This window comes from Rhizobium oryzicola (genome assembly GCF_030504645.1).
Classification (GTDB): domain Bacteria; phylum Pseudomonadota; class Alphaproteobacteria; order Rhizobiales; family Rhizobiaceae; genus Neorhizobium; species Neorhizobium oryzicola.
Genome location: NZ_JAUKWQ010000008.1, coordinates 144,340 through 164,969, shown reverse-complemented (window position 1 = coordinate 164,969; position 20,630 = coordinate 144,340). Strand labels below are relative to the sequence as shown.

Sequence of the window (20,630 nt, the reverse complement as noted above, 5' to 3'; positions counted from 1 at the left end):
AATTGCCATCTTGAGTCGTTTGGGGGACTTAATGTTACGTATTCTTCTCGCTTCCGCATTGATCTTGTCGTCATCCGTTTCTTCGATGGCGACAGAATTTACAATTACGCCAATGCTTTCATTGAAGGTGGGAAAAACCACCGTGATTACGGGAGTAGGTGGTAGAAGCTGTAGCGGTCCAGCTCCTTCCTGGGCTGAAGTCGCGGCTCATCTTCCGAGAACGACAACGGGTCAATTCACAGATGCCGGTGTGGGGTATGTGAAAAAACATGAGTGCTCGGGGGCTCTGGCGCCGGCTCGTGGCGTTAAGTTTACAGCGATCAGGGCCGGGCATGAATCCTTTAGATTCCGCGGAAATTTGTACTCGATCACCGTTTTTTAAAATGGAGTTGCTCTACGATGGAATATAGCCTCCGCTTGCCAAATCCCGGCGTCCACAAAAAAGCCCGCGAAGCCAGAAACTTCGCGGGCTTTTCTGTCAGTTTGAATCCGGTTGCGATCAGACTTCTTCGCGGCCGGACAAGAGGATGCAGACCAGTGTGATCACGGCCGAGAGGCCGAGATACAGGCCGACAGCCCACATGCCGTAGGTCGCCTGCAGCCAGGTGGCGGCATAGGGTGCCAGAGACGCACCGAAGATACCGGCCAGGTTGAAGGTGATCGACGAACCCGTATAGCGGACCGCGGTCGGGAAGGGGGCGGCAAGCGCGGTCCCGATCAGTCCGTAGGTCACGCCCATCAGCGCCATGGCGGCTGCCGAGAAGACGAAGATCATGCCGAGGCCATTCGTCATCAGTGGCGGCAGCAGGAAGGAGAACAGTGCAATCGCCACCGTCACGCCGATCAGCAGCTGACGACGGCCGATCCGGTCGGCATATTTGCCGGCCAGCGGAATGAAAATGCCGAAGACGATTGCGCCGACCAGCTGCACTTCCAGTGCCTGCAGAAGCGGCAACTGAAGGACCTTGGTGTTGTAAGCCAGCAGATAGGCCGAGCCGATATAGAACAGCACGAAGGTAGCAAGCGCCACGAAGGTGCCGAGCACGATGCTGCGCTTGTGGTTGCGGAAGAGGGCCGCAATCGGCACTTCCACGCGCTCATGCGCTTCCATGGCCTTCTGGAAGGCAGGCGTCTCGGTGATCGAGAAGCGGACCCAGAGGCCAACAGCAATCAGCAGGCTCGATGCCAGGAACGGAACGCGCCAGCCCCAGGAGAGGAGCGCATCCTTGGAAATGACCTGCAGCAGCAGCCAGAAGATGCCCGACGACAGGAAGAGACCAATCGGTGCCCCAAGCTGCGGGAACATGCCGTACCAGCTGCGCTTGCCGGGAGGCGCGTTTTCGGTTGCCAGCAGAACCGCGCCGCCCCATTCGCCACCAAGGCCAAAGCCCTGGCCGAAGCGGCAAAGCGCCAGAAGCAGCGGTGCCAGAACGCCAATCTGCGCATAGCTTGGCAGAAGGCCGATCACGACGGTGGAGATGCCCATGGTCAGAAGGGCGGCAACCAGCGTTGCCTTGCGGCCGATGCGGTCACCGAAATGGCCGAAGACAATCGCGCCGAAGGGGCGAGCGAAGAAGGCGATGGAGAAGGTTGCGAAGGAGGAGAGCTGTGCCGCCATCGGGTCGCTGTTCGGGAAGAACAGGGCCGGAAAGACCAGCACGGCAGCCGTCGCATAAACATAGAAATCGAAGAATTCGATTGTCGTGCCGACCAGGCTGGCCGTCAGGACTCGTGCAGGAGAATTGAGTGCAACAGGTACCAACGGCTCAGCGGACGGTGACACGGAAGGCGTCACTTGAGACATGGCTTGGGTCCACTGAGATAGTTACGTGAGCTCTAAAAGAAGGGCTGCGGCTCCCTTAAGGCAATTTTTGAACGATCAAAAGCCACATTCTGAAATTTTATCGAATTTTCGCGCCACGCATGCCCTGCGGAAGGGGCTCTCCTCAGATGCCGGATTAACGAAAGTAAACGATTCATTAACCTTAATCAGGGTCTAATGGACATGCGCAAGAATCACATCTGCGCACCGGCAATCGACAATAGAAAAGCAAGCAGGGGCATTTTGATGAGTGGCAAGCATGTGGCGGTTCTGATGGGAGGTCTGTCTTCCGAGCGCCCGGTAAGCCTGTCTTCGGGGAATGCCTGTGCGGATGCGCTGGAGGCGGAAGGCTTCCGCGTCACTCGTATTGATGTCGATCGCAATGTGGCGGCGCGTCTCAACGAATTGCGTCCCGATGTTGCCTTCAATGCGCTGCACGGTCCCTTTGGTGAGGACGGTGCGATCCAAGGCATTCTCGAATATCTGCAAATTCCCTATACGCATTCGGGCGTACTGGCATCTGCGCTTGCCATGGACAAGTCGCGCGCCCGCCATGTGGCGGCGTCAGCCGGCGTGCCTGTCGCGGAAGCGCTGGTTGTGGATCGTCATCAGATCGGCTCGGAACATCCGATGCCCGCGCCTTACGTGGTGAAGCCGGTTCGTGAAGGTTCTTCCTTCGGTGTGGTGATTGTCCGCGAAGGCCAGTCTCATCCGCCGCAGGTGCTGGGTTCCAGTGACTGGCGCTATGGGGACACTGTTCTCGTCGAGCGCTATGTGGCAGGCCGCGAACTGACCTGTGGTGTGATGGGTGATCGCGCGCTGGGTGTGACCGAGATCGTGCCGCTCTCCAACACCTTCTACGACTATGATGCGAAGTACGCGGCCGGTGGCTCGAAGCATGTCATTCCGGCGCAAATTTCACCAAATATTTACCAAAAGATACAAACACTCGCTCTTAAGGCGCATCAGGCGATGGGCTGTCGTGGAGTGAGTCGGTCCGACTTCCGTTACGACGACCGCTTCTCCGAGGACGGCGAGCTGATTTGGCTTGAGATCAATACCCAGCCCGGCATGACCCCAACCTCCCTGGTGCCTGAAATGGCGGCCCATGAAGGCCTTTCCTTTGGTGAGCTCGTCCGTTGGATGGTGGAGGATGCTTCGTGCTTGCGATGATCGGTAGAAGAGCTTCGGCCGCACGTGGCCGTTCTGCGGACTACCCGGTATCCGGGGATGACCGGATGATCCTTCCGCGCCCGTTGCGGCGCGTTTTCCGCTTCTGCGTCAGCCTTGCCACGGGCCGAATCAACATCCCGCGCCACACTGGCACGGTCTCCGTGTTTGCCTTCTTCGGTGCCGTTGGTCTCTATGGCATGTCGCTCGGCGGCCATGCGCAGGATTTTGCGCAGGCAACGACGTCTGCTGCCGGTTTTGCCATCGAAAGCGTTCGCGTCTCTGGCAACAACGAGACGTCCGAAATCGATATCCTGCAGCTGCTCGGTCTCGATGGCACGACGTCGCTTCTGTCGCTCGATGTGGATGCCGCCCGCCGCAAGCTCTCTGGCCTGCCTTGGGTCGAGTATGCGGAAGTGCGCAAGGTCTACCCGAAGACGATCGAGGTGATGCTCAAGGAGCGCAGCGCGTTTGGCATCTGGCAGCACGGATCGGAGCTATCGCTGATCGAGAAGGACGGCAGCATCATTGCGCCGTTGCGCGACAACAAGTTTGCGTCTCTGCCGCTGTTTGTCGGTCGGGATGCCGAAAAATATGCAGCCACCTTCGAGGCCGAGCTTTCCAAGTGGCCGGATATCAAGAACCGCGTTCGCGCCTATGTGCGCGTCGCTGGTCGCCGCTGGGATTTGCATCTCGATAACGGCGTGGTTCTCAAGCTGCCGGAATTCGATATCGAGCGCGCCATGGCTGTGCTTGCCAAGTACGAGGCGGAGCAGGGCGTTCTGCAGCGCGATATCGCCGCCATTGATCTGCGGCTTGCAGATCGCACCACTATTCGCTTGACGCCCGGCGCTGCCGACCGGCGCGCGCAGGCGCTTGCCGCCCGCACCAAGGCGCTTGCCAAGGCAGGAGGTCAGACGTGAGCCTGTTCGGTTCTTCCCATTTCGGCCTGCCCCGGCTGAAGCCGCTTTCTTCTAAGCGCACGCATGTGGTGTCGGTCCTTGACATTGGCTCCAGCAAGGTCGTGTGCATGATCGGCCGTCTGACGCCGCGTGCGGAAAGCCAGATCCTGCCGAACCGCACCCACCACGTCGAAATCATCGGCATCGGTCATCAGCGTTCGCGCGGCGTGAAATCCGGCGTGATCGCCGACCTCGATGCCGTCGAAAGCGTGGTGCGTCTCGCCGTTGATTCCGCCGAGCGCATGGCCGGCCTCACTATCGACAGCCTGATCGTTAATGTGTCGGCCGGACGTCTCACCAGCGATGTCTACACCGCGACAATCGATCTCGGCGGCCAGGAAGTGGAAGCGGGCGACCTGCGCAAGGTGCTGACGGCTGCGGCTCAACAGTCGCTGCGGCAGGACCGCGCCGTGCTGCATTCCCTGCCGACCGGCTTCTCCCTGGATGGCGAGCGCGGCATTCAGGATCCGCTTTCGATGTATGGCGATGTGCTTGGCGTCGACATGCATGTTGTGACCGCTGAGCGCGCCGCACTCCGCAATCTGGAGCTTTGCATCAACCGGGCGCATCTCTCCGTCGAAGGCATCGTCGCAACGCCTTATGCAAGCGGCCTTGCTGCCTTGGTTGATGACGAGGTGGAGCTGGGCTGTGCGGCGATCGATATGGGCGGTGGCACGACGACGATTTCCGTCTTTGCGGAAGGCAAGCTCGTGCACACGGATGCGATTGGTATCGGTGGACATCACGTCACGACAGATTTAGCACGCGGACTATCTACCCGAATCGAGGACGCTGAGCGTATGAAGGTAGTCCACGGGTCGGCGATTGCGACAGCAGCCGATGAACGGGATCTCATATCCGTACCGCCGATCGGCGAGGATGACCGTGATCAGCCAACACAGGTGCCACGCGCCCTGGTGACGCGCATCGTTCGCGCTCGCCTGGAGGAGACGCTGGAACTGATCCGCGACCGCATACAAAAGTCCGGTTTCAGCCCCATCGTCGGAAAGCGCGTCGTTTTGACGGGCGGCGCCAGCCAGTTGACCGGCCTGCCGGATACGGCACGTCGTATCCTGGCCCGTAATGTGCGTATCGGCCGACCGATGGGGGTCTCGGGCCTGCCAACGGCAGCCAAGGGGCCAGCCTTTTCGACCGCGGTGGGTCTGATGATTTACCCGCAGGTCGCGGACATGGAGACGCATGCGTCGCAAGGCGGCTTCCTGTCGGGATTCGGCAATGGAAACAGCCGGATCGCTCGAATGGGGCAGTGGTTGAAAGAAAGTTTCTGAGGCGCGAGTTTCACGCAAGCGTATCAGCCTAATGGAAAGAATCGGCCGGCTTGGCGAGGCGGCCAGAGAAAGAAGGAACGGTTACAATGACCATCAAGCTGCAAAAGCCGGACATTACCGAGCTTAAGCCTCGGATCACTGTCTTCGGCGTCGGCGGTGGCGGCGGAAACGCTGTCAACAACATGATCACCGCTGGTCTCGAGGGTGTCGATTTCGTCGTCGCCAACACCGATGCCCAGGCCCTGACGATGTCCAAGGCCGAACGCATCATCCAGATGGGCGTACAGGTAACCGAAGGCCTCGGCGCCGGTTCGCAGCCGGAAGTCGGCCGCGCGGCTGCCGAAGAATGCCTCGACGAGATCATGGATCACCTGTCGAGCACGCATATGTGCTTCGTCACCGCCGGCATGGGCGGCGGCACCGGCACGGGTGCGGCTCCGGTTGTGGCTCAGGCGGCCCGCAGCAAGGGCATTCTGACGGTTGGCGTCGTGACCAAGCCCTTCCACTTCGAAGGTGGCCGTCGCATGCGTCTGGCCGAGCAGGGCATCTCCGAGTTGCAGAAGTCGGTCGACACGCTGATCGTCATTCCGAACCAGAATCTCTTCCGCATCGCCAACGACAAGACGACCTTCGCCGATGCCTTCGCCATGGCTGACCAGGTGCTCTATTCGGGCGTTGCCTGCATCACCGACCTGATGGTGAAGGAAGGTCTCATCAACCTCGACTTCGCTGACGTGCGTTCGGTCATGCGCGAAATGGGCCGCGCAATGATGGGTACCGGCGAGGCTTCCGGCCAGGGCCGTGCGATGCAGGCCGCCGAGGCCGCGATTGCCAACCCGCTGCTCGATGAAACCTCGATGAAGGGTGCACAGGGCCTGTTGATCTCCATCACCGGCGGTCGCGACCTCACCCTGTTTGAAGTCGACGAAGCGGCAACCCGCATTCGTGAAGAAGTCGATCCGGATGCGAACATCATCCTGGGCGCGACCTTCGACGAGGCGCTGGAAGGCGTCATCCGCGTGTCCGTCGTTGCCACCGGCATCGATCGCGCCATGGCGGAGAACGATCTTCGTGCGGCTGAAATGCGCGCTGCGCAGAAGCCGATTATCCGTCCTTCCGCGGCCGTTGCTTCGGCTCCGGCCGCAATGCAGCCTGCAATGACGCAGGCACCCCGTGCTCCGATCATCGACCCGGTTGCCGATACGATCCGTCAGGCAGAAGCCCAGCTGGAACGTGAACTGGCGTTGAACTCCATGCACCAGTCTGTCCCGGCTCCGCAGCCGGTCGCCCCGCAGCCCGCGCCGGCTCCGGTTGAGGAAGAGTTCCGTCCGCAGAGCCGCCTGTTCCAGGCCGCCGCGCCGGTCGAGCCGATCGTCTCCCGTCCGGCGCCTGCACCGGCTCCCGCGCCGTCTTTTGCAGCGCAGCCCGCACCGGCACCTATGATGGCACAGCCAGCACCGGTTGCGCCGCAGCCGGCCGCTCCGCGCATCAGCCAACCGATGGAACAGCCGTCGCCTCTGGTTCGCTCCAGCATCGATCAGGTTCGCATGCCGAAGGTCGAGGACTTCCCGCCCGTCGTGAAGGCCGAGATGGACCATCGTGCGCAGCCGGTTCAGCAGGCCGCTGAAGAGCGGGGACCGATGGGCCTTCTGAAGCGGATCACGAATTCGCTTGGCCGTCGCGAAGACGAGGACAATGTTTCGGCTGACATGACGAACCAGGCACCGTCTGCGGCTTCGCAGCAGCGCCGTCCGCTGTCGCCGGAAGCAAGCCTTTATGCACCCCGTCGTGGCAATCTGGATGATCACGGTCGCGCTGTTCCGTCCTCCAGTGCTCACCACGAGGACGATCAGCTGGAAATCCCTGCTTTCCTGCGCCGTCAGTCCACCTGAAGCGCTTGAAATATCTGTTGAAAAGAAGCCCGGGCCGCTTGCCTGGGCTTCTTGCGTTTTGACGCCAGGCGGCTAGCCGCATAGCACGGTGACGGTTTTGCGGATTTCGTAACAATGCGAAAAAAACAGTGATTTGGAATGGGCGGGCAGCCGCCGTATTTACGAAGATAGAAGAAGCCGGAATCGACCGTCCCATTATGCGACGTCTGGCCAAAAAGATCCCGGGTCGGACCTCCAAAGTCCGGGCTGGCAATATAAAGGCAAATGAAATGACTATTGGACTTCTTGGGTTTCAGACCACGATCGCCGCTCCGGTTACGCTGTCGGGTATTGGTGTTCATTCCGGTAGTCCTGTCTCCATTACCTTTCAGCCTGCCGAAGCCGGTACCGGCATCCTCTTCAGCCGAACATTGGCCGACGGGTCTGTCGTAGAATATCGCGCCGTCTCGTCGAACGTCGGTAACACGGATCTTTGCACTGTCCTCGGCACGTCTCTGTCGCGTTCGATCGCAACCATTGAACATGTCATGGCCGCGCTTTATGCCCTTGGCCTCGATAACGTGGTTGTGGAAGTCGAAGGCGCCGAAATGCCGATCATGGATGGCAGTTCCTTCACGTTTATCGACGCCATCGAACAGGTCGGCATCGTCAATCTCGGTGTGAAGCGTCGTTACATCAGGGTGCTGAAGCCGGTGCGAATCGACTCCGGTGCCTCCTGGGCGGAGTTCCTGCCGTACGACGGCACACGCTTTGAAGTGGAAATCGACTTTGATTCGCCGCTTATCGGCCGCCAGTCCTGGAAGGGCGATCTGAGCGCCGGCGTGTTCCGCGAGGAACTGTCGCGCGCCCGCACCTTCGGCTTCATGCGGGATGTGGAGCGTCTCTGGGCTGCCGGTTTCGCGCTCGGTTCTTCGCTCGAAAATTCCGTCGTTATCTCGGATGACGATACGGTCGTGAATGTGGAAGGCCTGCGTTACAAGGACGAATTCGTGCGTCACAAGACACTGGATGCCGTGGGGGATCTGGCTCTGGCCGGCGCGCAGTTCATCGGTTGCTACCGCTCCTACCGCGGCGGCCACAAGCTGAACGCCAATGCGCTGAAGGCTCTCTTGAGCGATCGTACGGCTTATGAAGTCGTTGAGGCACCGGCTCGCAGCCAGCGCGTTCGTGCACGTGAGTTTGTGGCTGTCAACGTTCCCGAGTTCGCACCCTGGGTTGGTTGAAAATTCATAGTCCAGTCGACTGGGCCGTCTCGGTGAGGCGGCCTTTTTTCTTGGGAACCTTAACACTTGCTGCCATAAAATTGCGTCAAAGGGTGACCATTGCGTTGCTATCACGCTTCTTTTATGGCTAGAACGCCAGCAAGCGGTTGATCTTATCGCGTGGCAATCGGGAACTGTCGTATGGCTCAGTCAATGTCTATGGGAATGAGGAACACCGCCCGCGTGGCTCTGGTGTCGCTGGTAATGATCGGCGCCGGGGTTTTGGTGACGGGTTGCCAATCAGATCCCGATATCGACATCACCAAACTCGGCCTGGCTACCGACCCGCCGGAACAGCTCTACAAGCAGGGCCTTGCCAATATGAAGGCCGGCAATTTGGCGGAAGCCAGCCGCAAGTTCGATTCGATTGATCGCCAGAACCCGTTCAGCGAGTGGGGCCGCAAGGCGCTCGTCATGAGCACCTTCACCAAGTATCGTCTTGGGCAGTATGACGAAGCCGTCACCACCGGCAATCGCTACATGAAGCAGTATCCGCGTTCTGACGACAGCGCCTATGTTCAGTATCTGATCGGCCTGTCTTATTCGAAGCAGATCGCCGATGTGACGCAGGATCAGCGCGCAGCCTCTCGCACGATCGACGCCATGAGCGTCGTGGTGAAGGATTATCCGAAGTCGGAATATGTCGAGGATGCGCAGGCGAAGATCCGCTTTGCGCGTGACCAGTTGGCCGGCAAGGAAATGCAGATCGGCCGCTACTACCTCGAGCGCAAGGAATATCTGGCGGCTATTTCCCGCTTCCGCGTCGTGGTTGAACGTTACGGCAACACCAATCAGGTTGAAGAGGCGCTCGCGCGTCTCGTCGAGGCCTACTATGCCATGGGCGTGACCGAGGAGGCGCAGACAGCTGCGGCCGTTCTCGGCCACAACTACCCAGACAGCCAGTGGTATGCCGATTCCTTCAAACTGCTGAAGGGCGGCGGTCTTGAACCCCGCGAAAACAGCGGCTCGTGGATTTCGCGTGCCGGAGCGAAACTTCTCGGCACCTGACGGGGCATCATGCTGATCCAGTTGTCGATCCGCGATATCGTCTTGATCGAGCGGCTGGACCTGTCCTTCGAGAGCGGCCTATCTGTGCTCACCGGGGAAACCGGTGCGGGCAAGTCCATTCTGCTTGATAGCCTTTCGCTGGCCCTTGGCGGGCGTGGCGATGGCGGTCTCGTGCGCCATGGTCTGGACAAGGGGCAGGTGACGGCGGTCTTTGACGTGGCCGGCAACCACCGCGCCCGCGTTCTCCTGCGTGAGAACGGTATCGATGATGATGGCGACCTGATTTTCCGCCGCGTTCAATCCGCCGATGGCCGCACCAAGGCTTCCATCAACGACCAGCCGGTCAGCGTGCAGCTGATGCGACAGGCAGGCCAGATGCTGGTGGAAATTCACGGCCAACATGATGACCGTGCGCTGGTGGACATTGCCGCTCATCGCACGCTTCTCGATGCGTTTACGGGTGTCACCGATGAGGCAACTGCCGTCTCTGAGCTGTACCGCAGCTGGCGGGATGCCGAGCGTGCCTTGAAGACGCACAAGGCGCGCGTCGAAGCGGCACAACGGGAGGCGGATTATCTGCGTTCCTCCGTCGAAGAACTGGAGACCTTAAGTCCCCGCGATGGCGAGGAAGACGAGCTGGCGGAAGAGCGGGCGCGGATGCAGAAGTCCGAGCGGATTGCCGGCGACATCGCGGAAGCGTCCGAGTTCCTGAATGGCAGCGCATCGCCCGTGCCGCTTCTCTCCTCGATGATGCGGCGCCTGGAGCGAAAGAGCCATGAGGCGCCGGGTCTCTTGGAAGACACGGTTCAGCTGCTCGATCAGGCGCTCGATCTGCTTTCCAATGCGCAGATGGAGGTGGAGGCGGCGCTGCGCAAGACGGAGTTCGACCCACGCCAGCTGGAGCGCGTGGAAGAGCGTCTGTTTGCCCTGCGCGCCGCGGGCCGCAAATATTCCGTGGCGGTCGCTGACCTGCCAGCGCTTGCCGAAAAGATGGTTGCTGATCTCGCCGAACTCGATGCGGGGGAGGAGCGTCTCGGCCAGCTGCAGAAGGTGTCAGAGGCCGCCAAGCTGGCTTACGACGCTGCCGCTCTCGCTCTGTCCGCCAAGCGCCATCATGGTGCCGATGCACTGGCAGACGCTGTGATGGCAGAACTTCCGGCGCTGAAGCTGGAGCGCGCGCGCTTCATGGTGACGGTCTCTACCGATCCAGAGAATGCTGCGGCGGAAGGTATCGATACGGTCGAATTCCATGTGCAGACCAATCCCGGCACGCGTCCCGGCCCGATCATGAAGGTGGCCTCGGGCGGCGAGCTCTCGCGCTTCCTGCTGGCGCTCAAGGTGGCGCTCGCCGATCGCGGCTCTGCTCCCACGCTTGTCTTCGACGAAATCGATACCGGCGTGGGTGGCGCGGTGGCGGATGCCATTGGCCAGCGGCTCAAGCGTTTGTCGGATCGCGTGCAGGTTCTCTCCGTCACCCATGCCCCACAGGTGGCGGCGCGCGCCTCGACGCATCTGCTCATCTCCAAGGGACCGGCGGGCGATGGATCGGACAAGATCGCCACGCGCGTCGCGACCATGGCGCCGGAACATCGGGCCGAAGAGATTGCCCGAATGTTGTCCGGTGCTTCCGTGACGGACGAGGCGAGGGCGGCTGCGGCGCGTCTGCTGGCTGGTAACGGCTGATTGAAGCGCTTTCCGTTGCGTTTCGGCATAGGATCAACGGATTGAAACTCCGTATTGTATGAGAGAGTTTGATGCCGCCGTTTTCCGTTCTGATCGCTTCTATGGTCGTGCTGGTGGCAGCGCCCGGTGAGGCGCCGCCAACGCGGGCGGATCTGTCGCAGCGGGTGGAACAGGCCTTGGCCAGGCGATTGGATATCATGCCCCTTGCCACCCGCATCACGCATGTGGGGGAGAACCGCAACAAATCCGGATTTACCGTCTGCGGTTATGCCGATGAACGGGCGGGAACGGCTCGTAAAGGGCAGACCGAGCGCTTCTTTGTGGTCGTCCCCGGCAATTTCGCCATCCTCGATAGGGATGGCGCAGATCTCATGGATGATTACTGGCGAAATGCCGGCTGCTGAGCCTGGGCCGTCCGGACCGCTGCCGTTCTGACGCTGTTGTCGAAGCTGATCCAACGGTTGGGGTTCTCAGCCGTCTGGCGCTTCAGGAAGGTGTAGCCGGTCTCGTTCCAGTAGACGATGTCGTCGGTCATGTTGTCCAGAATGATATCGCCGCGATCGGTGCGTACCATCAACACCAGGTGACCCGCCTGCTCATGATCGAGCACGACCGTCAGCAGAAGGGCCGAGCTGTCCAGGCCTGCCTCGACCAGCAGCCGCTTTTTCAAGATCACATAGTCGTTGCAATTGCCCTTGCCGTCATCGGGATAAGTCCACCAGTTGGCGATGCCCTTGGCGGCGATATGATAATGGTCTTCGTCAGAGAGACCGGCGATCTGGTGATTGACCAGAAGGTTGATCCGCTGCAGGACGTTCCAGCGATGATCATCCAGTGTCAGCGCCTCTGTCTTGGGTTGGGGGGCATGGCAATCTGCAGGCTGCGCCTGGCAATACAGAACCCATCCGATCGGGATTGACGTCTGCTGATCGGTCGCTGCGAAATGCGTGTCCTTCGGTGTGCGCGCGGCGATGGCCTGTGTGGTTGCGATGACCAATACCGCACTGAGGCCGAACAGGATGGAGGCGATCTTCGAAATGCTCATGGAAATAATACCGACTTCGTTTCCGCCATGGATCGGCGAAAACGTTGAAGGCGGGCTCGACATAATCTGAAGGATTTTATCGATCTGTCGGGCTTCGGTACGATCGGCGCAAAGCTAGTTAACGATCGGCTACGTGGAAATTTAGAACTGGGTCTTTCCCGTTCTGGCGCTTTATTGTTGCCGGAGGGCGGTCTAAAAAGCCTCACGCAAAAACGAAGTGAGGGCTGAATGTCTCTGGATCAGATCCCGGTCGAAACCTTGAGCGAAGAGCAGGCCGCAGCCGAGCTTGCCTTTCTGGCGGCGGAGATCGCCCGCCACGACCAGCTCTATCACGGGGGGGATGCGCCGGAGATTTCGGACGCGGATTACGACGCGCTGAAGCGGCGCAATGATGCGATCGAGAAGCGATTCCCGGCGCTGGTGCGTGCCGACAGCCCGACATTGCGTGTTGGTTCCGCCCCGCTGCCAACCTTTGCGCAGATCACCCATTCGCGTCCGATGCTGTCGCTCGACAACACGTTTTCCGATGAGGACGTGCGCGACTTCGTCAATTCCGTCTATCGCTTCCTGGGCCGCTTGCCGGATGGCTCGATTGCCTTTACCGCCGAGCCGAAGATCGATGGCTTGTCCATGTCGATCCGCTACGAGAACGGGCGGCTGGTGAGCGGTGCGACGCGTGGTGATGGCACGACCGGCGAAAACGTCACCGCCAACATCCGCACCATTGCCGAAATCCCCAACCAGCTGCCCTCTGGCGTCCCTGCCGTGGTGGAAGTGCGCGGCGAGGTCTATATGGCGAAAAGCGATTTCCTGGCGCTCAACGCGCAGATGGAGGCTGAGGGCAAGCAGACCTATGTGAACCCACGCAATACGGCCGCCGGCTCGCTGCGCCAGCTGGATGCAAAGGTGACGGCAAGCCGCAAGCTGCGCTTCTTCGCCTATGCCTGGGGTGAAATGTCGGAGATGCCGGCCGATACGCAATTGGGCATGGTCGAGACCTTCCAGCGCTGGGGCTTCCCGGTCAACCCGCTGATGAAGCGGCTGAACTCCATCGAGGATATTCTGGCGCATTACCAGGAGATCGGCCTGAAACGGCCGGACCTCGATTACGACATCGACGGCGTTGTCTACAAGGTCGATAGCCTTGAACTGCAGCAGCGACTGGGTTTCCGTTCGCGCTCCCCACGCTGGGCAACGGCCCATAAATTCCCGGCAGAACAGGCCTTCACAACAGTGGAGAACATCGACATCCAGGTGGGTCGGACAGGCGCACTGACGCCGGTGGCGCGGCTCACGCCTGTCACTGTTGGTGGCGTCGTGGTGACCAATGCCACGCTGCATAATGAGGATTACATCAAGGGCATCGGCAATTCGGGCGATCGCATTCGGCCGGAGGACCATGACATCCGCATCGGCGACACCGTCATCGTGCAGCGGGCGGGCGACGTCATTCCGCAGGTGCTTGATGTGGTGATGGAAAAGCGTCCCGCGCAAGCTTTGGCTTACGAATTTCCGAAGAAGTGTCCGGTCTGCGGTAGTCATGCGGTGCGCGAGCGGAACGAGAAGACGGGCAGACTCGATTCGGTCACCCGCTGCACGGGCGGCTTCGTCTGCCGGGCGCAGGCGGTGGAGCATCTGAAGCATTTCGTCTCCCGCAATGCCTACGACATCGAAGGGCTGGGCTCGAAACAGATCGACTTCTTCTTCGAGGCGGAAGACCCGGCGCTGCAGATCCGCACCGCCCCCGACATTTTTACGCTGAAGCGCCGGCAGGAGCAGTCGCTGACCAAGCTCGAAAACATCGAAGGCTTCGGCAAGGTCAGTGTGCGAAAGCTGTATGACGCAATCGACGAGCGGCGCGAGATTGCGCTGAACCGCTTCATCTTTGCGCTCGGTATCCGCCATGTGGGTGAGACCACCGCCAAGCTTCTGGCGCGGGCCTATGGCACCTACGAGGCATTCGAGGCTGCGATGAAGGCGTCCGCCTCCTTCTCCGGCGAGGCCTGGGACGACCTCAACAACATCGAGGGCATTGGTGAGGTGATGGCGCGCGCCATCGTGGAGTTCTTCCATGAGCCGCGCAATATCGAGGTCATCAATCGCCTGCTGGAGGAGGTGCGCCCGCAAGCTGCCGAACAGCCGGTCAGAATGGACAGCCCTGTTGCCGGCAAAACCGTCGTGTTCACCGGCTCCCTGGAGAAGATGACACGCGACGAAGCCAAGGCGCGCGCTGAAAGCCTGGGCGCGAAAGTGTCGGGTTCCGTCTCCAAGAAGACGGATATCGTGGTGGCAGGGCCGGGCGCGGGTTCCAAGCTCGACAAGGCGCGCGAGCTTGGAATTGAGACCATGGACGAAGACGAGTGGCTGGCGCTGATCGGCGGGTGAAGCCAGCTTCTGTTTAAAGAGGTTGGGTGACAAATAGTGACCCCACCTAACTAGTTTCATGCGGAGTTTTGAGGAGTGGACGCGACGGCAAGATGAAGAAACCCCCTCTGGCCTGCTGGCCATCTCCCCCACAAGGGGGAGAAAACTCGCGACCAGGCCTTCACCAAATCGGGGCATGGAAGGTTCTGCGGGTTAAGGCCCTCCCCCCTTGTGGGGAGGGGTTGGGGAGGGGCGTTCTTCCCCCATCGATAGATGCGCGTCTGAAGGAATTGATCCGTCACTATCACTCGAAAGCGCAGCGCGCTGTAGAGTGCAAATGGTGTTGTGGAGAGGCTCAACTCCTCATCCGCGCCATCGTATAGGCATCGACATACTCGCCATCGCGGAAGGCAAAGTCCCGTAGCGTCCCCTCCACCTTGAAGCCGAATTTTTTGTAGAGGCCGATCGCGGCGTCGTTGTCGGTGTAGACGGTGAGTTCAATACGCCGAAGGTTCAGCCAGTTATCGGCGAGATCAAGAGCGGCAGCTAGGAGCGCCGTCCCGACGCCTTGTCCGGTGTAGTCATCATGGACACCCATGCCGATCGATCCGGCGTGTGAGCGCCTGCCTTGAAGGCGTGTCAGCCCAACTTCACCGATGATGGCGCCATCGTGTTCCGCAACCAGTCCTGTCGTGGCGGATGGACCGGATGTCCACCGCCGCGAAGTCTCCTCGATGCTCTGGTATGGCAGCCGGAGCGTGCCCCAGCGAAAGCCGGGCAGATTGACCAACGTCGTAATGGCTGCCGCATCTGATGGGCAACTGGCGCGGATGATCCAGTTTTTGGCAGCTATCTGGTTTGAGGCAGGTGGATTGTCGTTCATCATAGCTCTCTCTTCGATGTGCCGAAGCAGAGGATATGTCTGTTCCCCTGCCTCGCGTTTGGCAGGGTTGCGGGGATGACCGGAGCTTAACGCGCCACGCCGTCCACACGCCCTGCCGGGCGGATGGTGAGCACCGTGGTCATATGCATTGCGAATTTGGTCATGGCCGGAGAATGCCGTGAGGTTTGCGCGCCGTCAATGCAGTGGCGGTCATGTCTTGTAAGGTGCCGGTCAATTCTTATGTCTTCGTGCGAAGCCGCACGCTTCACATTCACTTGAGGGAGCACCATTGATGTTTGCCATTCTGCGATCATTGAAACACGCCGCAGGCATTGCCGCGGTTGCCGCCAGTCTGGCCTCCGTTGGCCCGGTCGCTGTACGGGCCGAGGTGGTGGGCAAGGTCGGCGTCGACTGGATGGGCAATGACATCGTCGTGGAAGCGGTCAACGATCCGAAGGTGAAGGGTGTGACCTGCCATGTCACCTATTTCGATCGCGGCGTTCTGGACCGTTTGAAGAACGGCAACTGGTTCGAGGATCCCTCCAACAACTCCATCGCCTGCCGCCAGACTGGCGAAATCGAAATTGGCGACATCGATCTCTCGAAGGATGGCGAGGAGGTGTTCAAGCAGGGAATGTCGCTGATCTGGAAGCAGATGGTGGTCAACCGCATCTACGACAAGACGAACAATACGCTGATTTATCTGGTGCATACGCGCCAGATCAAGGATGGCTCCGCCAAGATGGCGATCTCCACCGTGCCTCTGTTCAATCAGAAGGTAACCTGGACCAAGGGGCAGCCTCGCTGATTGCAGGCGCATTGGCCAAACGCCAGAAACCCCGGTCGCGAGACCGGGGCAATGACAATGGGGATTGCGTCCGTTCAGTCGATCAAGCGGCCTGAGCCAGCTCGTCTGCGATGACGGTGTCAAGGTTCAGGAAGCAGACCATGGTCTTCTCCAGGGCGACAATGCCGCGGCAGAAGGCGCGCTGGGCTTCCGGAATGATTTCCGGTGCCGGCTGCAGATCTTCGCTCTTGATGGTCATCATGTCGGAAACCTGTTCCACCAGAAGACCGACCAGCTTGCCGGCAATATCCGTGACGATGATCGCGGAGCGCTCTGACGGCTGGGTCATGTTCATGCCGAGGCGGCAGGCCATGTCGATAACCGGGATCACCGCGCCGCGCAGGTTGATAAGACCCAGTACGTAAGGCGGGGTGTGCGGCATGGGTGTGACAGGCGCCCAACCGCGGATTTCGCGGATGGCCATGATGTCGATGCAGAACTCCTGATCGCCGAGATGGAAGGACACGATCTCGAGATAGGCGCCGGACTGCTTAATTGCGTTGCTCATTTTCAGAACTCTTCCCATTTGTCACTGGATGCACCCGCAACTTTCCTTGCGGGTTGGCTGGTCATGGCGCTCGCAACCTTGTTGATCAGATTGCGGGCGGGAGAAGGACGCGGCTGAGAAGGGGCGGTGGATGCCTCCACAGCACGCGGTGTCGAACCTTCGATTCTGAACTGGCTCATCAGTCGAGCCAGATTTTCAGCATCGCTGGCTAGTGCGTGGCTGGAGGCATTGGTTTCCTCTACCATCGCAGCATTCTTTTGGGTGGTTTGATCCATCTGGGAGATGGCGGAATTGATCTCTGACAGGCCGACGAACTGCTCGCGGGCCGACGTGACGATTGCGCCTACATCGTCGTTGATGCGCATGACGTCATCGCCGATATGGTGCAGGGCTTCGCCCGTTGCGCGCACCAGGTCCACGCCGGTCTGGACTTCGTGCGTGGAGCGGGAAACGAGCGACTTGATATCCTTTGCGGCGCCTGCAGCGCGCCCGGCCAGTTCGCGCACTTCCTGGGCAACGACGGCAAAACCCTTGCCTGCTTCACCGGCACGTGCCGCTTCGACACCCGCATTCAAAGCCAGAAGATTGGTCTGGAAGGCGATCTCATCGACGACATTGATGATCTTGCCGATTTCGCCATTCGCCTGCTCGATCCGCTCCATGGCCGACATGGCGTCGGCGACCACTTTGGTTGACTTCTCGGCAAACTGCTTGGTGTTGTTGACCATCGTGCTGGCGCCTTCGGCGCGCTGCGTTGAGGTCTGCACGGTGCGGGTGATCTGTTCCAGCGATGCGGATGTCTCTTCCAGTGCGGCTGCCTGTTGTTCGGTCCGCTTGGCAAGGTCATCGGCGGCTGAACGCATCTGCTGGGCATTGGCCTGGATCGACGAGGAGTTGCCGGAAATCTGCGCCATCATCTCGCGCAGCTTGTCGGTCAGGCGATTGAAGTCCGCGCGAACGGGCTCTAGGTCTTCACGGAAGGGGCGTTCGATGCGGGTAGAAAGGTCGCCGTCCGTCAAGCGCGTCAAGGAGCTTGCCAGCGCATCGACGGCGGCGCGAATGGCTTCCGCATCGGTGCGCTGTGCGGTATCGCGCTCCAGGCGTTCGCGTTCACTCTGGCGGCGATCCTCGTGGCTGCGTGCCTCAAGTTCCTGCTTTTCCAGGCCGGCTTTGCGAAAAACGTCGGTAGCCCTTGCCATCTCGCCGATCTCGTCGGAACTTTCGGTCCCCGAAACCGTGGTGTGATAATCGCCACCGACAATGCGGTTCATGCTTTCAATGATATTCGACAGACCACGTCGGATCGCTCCAGCATGAACACGCTGCAAAAGTGCGATGACAGTCATGGCCAACAGCCCAAAGCCGAACTGTACGTAGACGGATTGTTGCGTCAGCGCGTTCGTCTCGTTGATTTTCTGCTCTGTGAGGTCGCCGCCGAGTTTGGCCAACTCAGCCAACGTTCCGGTTACTTTGTCTGCTGCCCGGTCGATGACGTCGTCGATTGCATGGAAGGCTTCTTCGTCCGCTTTCTTCTCGACAAGACTTCTAAGGTCGCTCGTCACCAATTTCGACAGCGTTGCCACATCCGCCGCAAAGGTAGACGCCAGCTCCGGCTTGTTGACGAGCTTGGCCAGGTCAACCACGCCCGGCACACCTTCCGCCAGGCCCTTGCTGGTTTCGGCAAAGATCTTCAGCCGTTCGGGTGTCACTGAACCCTCGTCCTTATCGACGATGGTATCCATCGCCGCGAGATCCAGTTCCAGCGCATCCACGCGCAGCGTATTGATCACCTCCACCTTGTCGCCAAAGCTGTTGGCTTCCTTGAGACCGGCTTCGACCTGCACCTGCTCATACCAGCCCACAGCAACCATCGTGCCGATGCCCATGAAGGCTGCGACGCCCAGCGTCATCAGTCGCTGTTTTACCGTGATGGTCTTGGTCAAGCTGTTGCTTTTCATGAAACGGATGGCTCCTGCTTTTCAGCGCGGGGGATCAACTGTGCGGATTCTTGACTGCATTCCTTATGATGGCGGATACGCCTGTTTGTAATGCGCACTGTCGCAAACAGAGCTTAAACATTCACTAATCCTGTTTTGTGTGGAATTGCACTTAGTTACTGTTAGTTTTTACTGGTGAATATCGGCCCCTTCTCATGTCTTTCCAATAGTCTTGAAGGTTCTGACTGAGTGGGGAGGCATAAGAGCGCACCGGCCCGTTCCCACACTCTGTTGAATTGATTGGTGCTTCTTTCCGGCGTATTGAGCCATCGTGATGCTGGAGTGTTAAGCTGATGAAAACGATCCGAACCGTTCTGTGGGGTGCCGTTATCGTTCTGGCCGGTGTGCTGGGTTGGTTGACCTATGAGGTTACCCGTAGCAAGCAGGACATTGCGGAAGGGCCTTACGGCGTTCCCTTCCAGCTGGTGGCCCAAAACGGTCAATCGATCACCGAAAAGGCTTTCCAGCAGAAGCCGACGGCACTCTTCTTCGGCTTTACTCATTGCCCCGAAGTCTGCCCGACAACGTTGTTCGAACTGAACGGGTGGTTGCACAAGGTCGATCCGGATGGCACGAAGTTCAACGCCTATTTCGTCACCGTTGATCCCGAGCGCGATACGCCGCAGATCCTGGGTCAATATATCTCCAACGTTACGGATCGCGTGATTGGCATATCCGGCGCACCGGATAAGGTGGGGGACGTCATCAAGGGTTTTCGGGTCTATGCCCGCAAGGTGCCGGTCGATGAGAAAGATCCCAACGGTGATTACACCATGGACCACACAGCCTCCGTGTTTCTGCTGAACAAAGGTGGCCGCTTTGCCGGCACCATTGCCTACGGCGAAAACCCGGAGACGGCTGTGAAGAAGCTGGAGAACCTGACCAAAGGGTAAGCGGTTGAAGGCGAGGGCCGTTCATGGCATTGGTCGGCCCACAACATCATTCATGAGAAAGCCCTGAGCCTTGGCCGAACTTCGCCTCTACGTCACCGCTACCGAAAGGCAGGCGGAAGAGATCCTCGACATCCTCTCCGATTGCTTCATGGAGGAGGACTACGCCTTGGGCACGACCGAGGTGGACGAGAAGGCCGATCGATGGGAAGCCTCCGTTTATATGATGCTTGATGAAGAGGCTGAACTCTTCGAGCGCATCAAGGCCGCCCTGGCGGAAAGTTTTTCTCATCTCCCGATCGAGCGCGAAGTGCTTCCCGATATCGACTGGATTGCCAAGTCCCTGGAGGGGTTGAAGCCGGTTCGGGCAGGTCGCTTTCTGGTGCATGGTTCGCACGACCGCGACAAGGCGCGACCTGGCGATCTGTCGATCGAGATCGATGCCGGTCAGGCTTTTGGAACGGGTCACCACGGCACGACAGCTGGCTGCCTTGAAGTGATCGATCGCGTCGTGCGCCGCTACGAGCCGCGCAATGCACTCGATCTTGGAACTGGGAGTGGCGTGCTTGCTATTGCCGTGCGCAAGCTGCGCAAGATCCCGGTTCTGGCAACTGATATCGATCCGGTTGCGACGCGCGTTGCGGCGGACAACGTGCGTCTCAACGGTATTGCCACGGGTATTGCTTTGGAAACCGCGCCGGGCTTCCACTCTGCGGCCTTTGCCAAGCACGGACCTTTCGACCTCATCATTGCCAATATTCTGGCGCGCCCGCTGATCAAGATGGCGCCGCAGCTGGTGCAGCACCTCTCTTCCGGCGGCAATGTTATCCTGTCAGGTATTCTGGCCAGCCAGCGCTGGAAGGTGATTGCCGCCTATAATGGCGCGGGCCTCGCCCATGTCCGCACGATCTGGCGCAATGGCTGGGTGACGATCCACCTGCGGTCAGAACTTCTCTGACTCTATCATTGTGCCTTAGGCTGAATTGGCTAACATCCGGCCTCCGAGAG

General features: G+C 59.8%; 17 protein-coding genes. 12 read left to right on the top strand and 5 right to left on the bottom strand.

Annotated features, from left to right (window positions below):
- Positions 1-499 precede the first annotated feature (499 nt).
- Positions 500-1,804, bottom strand: a complete 1,305-nt coding sequence (locus Q2T52_RS20605; protein WP_302078729.1) for an MFS transporter — start codon at positions 1,802-1,804, stop codon at positions 500-502.
- Positions 1,805-2,068: 264 nt separating this feature from the next.
- Between Q2T52_RS20605 and Q2T52_RS20600 the strand changes: the two genes are divergently transcribed.
- The 8 genes from Q2T52_RS20600 (at position 2,069) to Q2T52_RS20565 (ending at position 11,492) form a co-directional block, all read left to right on the top strand.
- Positions 2,069-2,995, top strand: coding sequence for a D-alanine--D-alanine ligase (locus Q2T52_RS20600; RefSeq protein WP_302078728.1), 927 nt, complete (start codon positions 2,069-2,071; stop codon positions 2,993-2,995).
- Positions 2,992-3,915, top strand: a complete 924-nt coding sequence (locus tag Q2T52_RS20595) for a cell division protein FtsQ/DivIB (RefSeq protein ID WP_302078765.1) — start codon at positions 2,992-2,994, stop codon at positions 3,913-3,915. The genes Q2T52_RS20600 and Q2T52_RS20595 overlap by 4 nt, the downstream gene beginning before the upstream one ends.
- Complete coding sequence (gene ftsA / locus Q2T52_RS20590; RefSeq protein ID WP_302078727.1) at positions 3,912-5,243, top strand: cell division protein FtsA; 1,332 nt, start codon at positions 3,912-3,914, stop codon at positions 5,241-5,243. The genes Q2T52_RS20595 and ftsA overlap by 4 nt, the downstream gene beginning before the upstream one ends.
- Before the next feature lie 86 nt (positions 5,244-5,329).
- The gene (gene ftsZ, locus Q2T52_RS20585; RefSeq protein WP_302078726.1) at positions 5,330-7,135 is read left to right on the top strand and encodes a cell division protein FtsZ; all 1,806 of its coding nucleotides are present in this window, start codon (positions 5,330-5,332) and stop codon (positions 7,133-7,135) included.
- A gap of 269 nt (positions 7,136-7,404) precedes the next feature.
- Positions 7,405-8,358 carry a UDP-3-O-acyl-N-acetylglucosamine deacetylase gene (lpxC, locus tag Q2T52_RS20580; RefSeq protein WP_302078725.1) on the top strand — a complete coding sequence of 318 codons (954 nt, stop codon included), beginning with the start codon at positions 7,405-7,407 and terminating at the stop codon, positions 8,356-8,358.
- Between the two features lie 204 nt (positions 8,359-8,562).
- Positions 8,563-9,405, top strand: a complete 843-nt coding sequence (locus Q2T52_RS20575) for an outer membrane protein assembly factor BamD (RefSeq protein ID WP_436799565.1) — start codon at positions 8,563-8,565, stop codon at positions 9,403-9,405.
- 9 nt (positions 9,406-9,414) lie between these two features.
- Positions 9,415-11,088 (top strand): DNA repair protein RecN, encoded by a 1,674-nt coding sequence (gene recN, locus Q2T52_RS20570; protein WP_302078723.1) that lies wholly within the window; start codon positions 9,415-9,417, stop codon positions 11,086-11,088.
- Between the two features lie 71 nt (positions 11,089-11,159).
- The gene (locus Q2T52_RS20565; protein WP_302078722.1) at positions 11,160-11,492 is read left to right on the top strand and encodes a hypothetical protein; all 333 of its coding nucleotides are present in this window, start codon (positions 11,160-11,162) and stop codon (positions 11,490-11,492) included.
- On the opposite strand, the gene Q2T52_RS20560 is transcribed toward Q2T52_RS20565, so the two are convergent.
- Complete coding sequence (locus Q2T52_RS20560; RefSeq protein ID WP_302078721.1) at positions 11,468-12,133, bottom strand: transglutaminase-like cysteine peptidase; 666 nt, start codon at positions 12,131-12,133, stop codon at positions 11,468-11,470. The genes Q2T52_RS20565 and Q2T52_RS20560 overlap by 25 nt on opposite strands.
- A 228-nt stretch (positions 12,134-12,361) precedes the next feature.
- On the opposite strand from Q2T52_RS20560, the gene ligA reads away from it, so the two are divergent.
- Positions 12,362-14,518, top strand: coding sequence for an NAD-dependent DNA ligase LigA (gene ligA, locus Q2T52_RS20555; RefSeq protein ID WP_302078720.1), 2,157 nt, complete (start codon positions 12,362-12,364; stop codon positions 14,516-14,518).
- 334 nt (positions 14,519-14,852) lie between these two features.
- On the opposite strand, the gene Q2T52_RS20550 is transcribed toward ligA, so the two are convergent.
- Positions 14,853-15,380 carry a GNAT family N-acetyltransferase gene (locus Q2T52_RS20550; RefSeq protein WP_302078764.1) on the bottom strand — a complete coding sequence of 176 codons (528 nt, stop codon included), beginning with the start codon at positions 15,378-15,380 and terminating at the stop codon, positions 14,853-14,855.
- Positions 15,381-15,672: 292 nt separating this feature from the next.
- Between Q2T52_RS20550 and Q2T52_RS20545 the strand changes: the two genes are divergently transcribed.
- A complete protein-coding gene (locus Q2T52_RS20545) occupies positions 15,673-16,188 on the top strand; it encodes a CreA family protein (protein WP_302078719.1) in 516 nt (171 codons plus the stop codon).
- An 82-nt stretch (positions 16,189-16,270) separates the two neighbouring features.
- Here Q2T52_RS20545 and Q2T52_RS20540 read toward each other — a convergent pair whose 3' ends face one another.
- Complete coding sequence (locus tag Q2T52_RS20540) at positions 16,271-16,735, bottom strand: chemotaxis protein CheW (RefSeq protein ID WP_302078718.1); 465 nt, start codon at positions 16,733-16,735, stop codon at positions 16,271-16,273.
- Positions 16,736-16,737: 2 nt separating this feature from the next.
- Positions 16,738-18,693 (bottom strand): methyl-accepting chemotaxis protein, encoded by a 1,956-nt coding sequence (locus Q2T52_RS20535; RefSeq protein WP_302078717.1) that lies wholly within the window; start codon positions 18,691-18,693, stop codon positions 16,738-16,740.
- A 332-nt stretch (positions 18,694-19,025) separates the two neighbouring features.
- On the opposite strand from Q2T52_RS20535, the gene Q2T52_RS20530 reads away from it, so the two are divergent.
- A complete protein-coding gene (locus tag Q2T52_RS20530; RefSeq protein ID WP_302078715.1) occupies positions 19,026-19,625 on the top strand; it encodes an SCO family protein in 600 nt (199 codons plus the stop codon).
- Positions 19,626-19,695: 70 nt separating this feature from the next.
- On the top strand, positions 19,696-20,580 hold the full coding sequence (locus Q2T52_RS20525; protein ID WP_302078714.1) for a 50S ribosomal protein L11 methyltransferase: 885 nt from the start codon (positions 19,696-19,698) through the stop codon (positions 20,578-20,580).
- The last annotated feature ends 50 nt before the right edge of the window (positions 20,581-20,630 follow it).

Coding starts and splice junctions, on each gene's coding strand:
- Q2T52_RS20545 (WP_302078719.1), top strand. CDS start 15,673: ATGTTTGCCATTCTGCGATCATTGAAACACGCCGCAGGCATTGCCGCG.
- recN (WP_302078723.1), top strand. CDS start 9,415: ATGCTGATCCAGTTGTCGATCCGCGATATCGTCTTGATCGAGCGGCTG.
- Q2T52_RS20550 (WP_302078764.1), bottom strand. CDS start 15,380: ATGAACGACAATCCACCTGCCTCAAACCAGATAGCTGCCAAAAACTGG.
- Q2T52_RS20540 (WP_302078718.1), bottom strand. CDS start 16,735: ATGAGCAACGCAATTAAGCAGTCCGGCGCCTATCTCGAGATCGTGTCC.
- Q2T52_RS20605 (WP_302078729.1), bottom strand. CDS start 1,804: ATGTCTCAAGTGACGCCTTCCGTGTCACCGTCCGCTGAGCCGTTGGTA.
- Q2T52_RS20600 (WP_302078728.1), top strand. CDS start 2,069: ATGAGTGGCAAGCATGTGGCGGTTCTGATGGGAGGTCTGTCTTCCGAG.
- Q2T52_RS20565 (WP_302078722.1), top strand. CDS start 11,160: ATGCCGCCGTTTTCCGTTCTGATCGCTTCTATGGTCGTGCTGGTGGCA.
- Q2T52_RS20535 (WP_302078717.1), bottom strand. CDS start 18,693: ATGAAAAGCAACAGCTTGACCAAGACCATCACGGTAAAACAGCGACTG.
- Q2T52_RS20560 (WP_302078721.1), bottom strand. CDS start 12,133: ATGAGCATTTCGAAGATCGCCTCCATCCTGTTCGGCCTCAGTGCGGTA.
- lpxC (WP_302078725.1), top strand. CDS start 7,405: ATGACTATTGGACTTCTTGGGTTTCAGACCACGATCGCCGCTCCGGTT.
- ftsZ (WP_302078726.1), top strand. CDS start 5,330: ATGACCATCAAGCTGCAAAAGCCGGACATTACCGAGCTTAAGCCTCGG.
- Q2T52_RS20595 (WP_302078765.1), top strand. CDS start 2,992: ATGATCGGTAGAAGAGCTTCGGCCGCACGTGGCCGTTCTGCGGACTAC.
- Q2T52_RS20530 (WP_302078715.1), top strand. CDS start 19,026: ATGAAAACGATCCGAACCGTTCTGTGGGGTGCCGTTATCGTTCTGGCC.
- Q2T52_RS20575 (WP_436799565.1), top strand. CDS start 8,563: ATGAGGAACACCGCCCGCGTGGCTCTGGTGTCGCTGGTAATGATCGGC.
- ligA (WP_302078720.1), top strand. CDS start 12,362: ATGTCTCTGGATCAGATCCCGGTCGAAACCTTGAGCGAAGAGCAGGCC.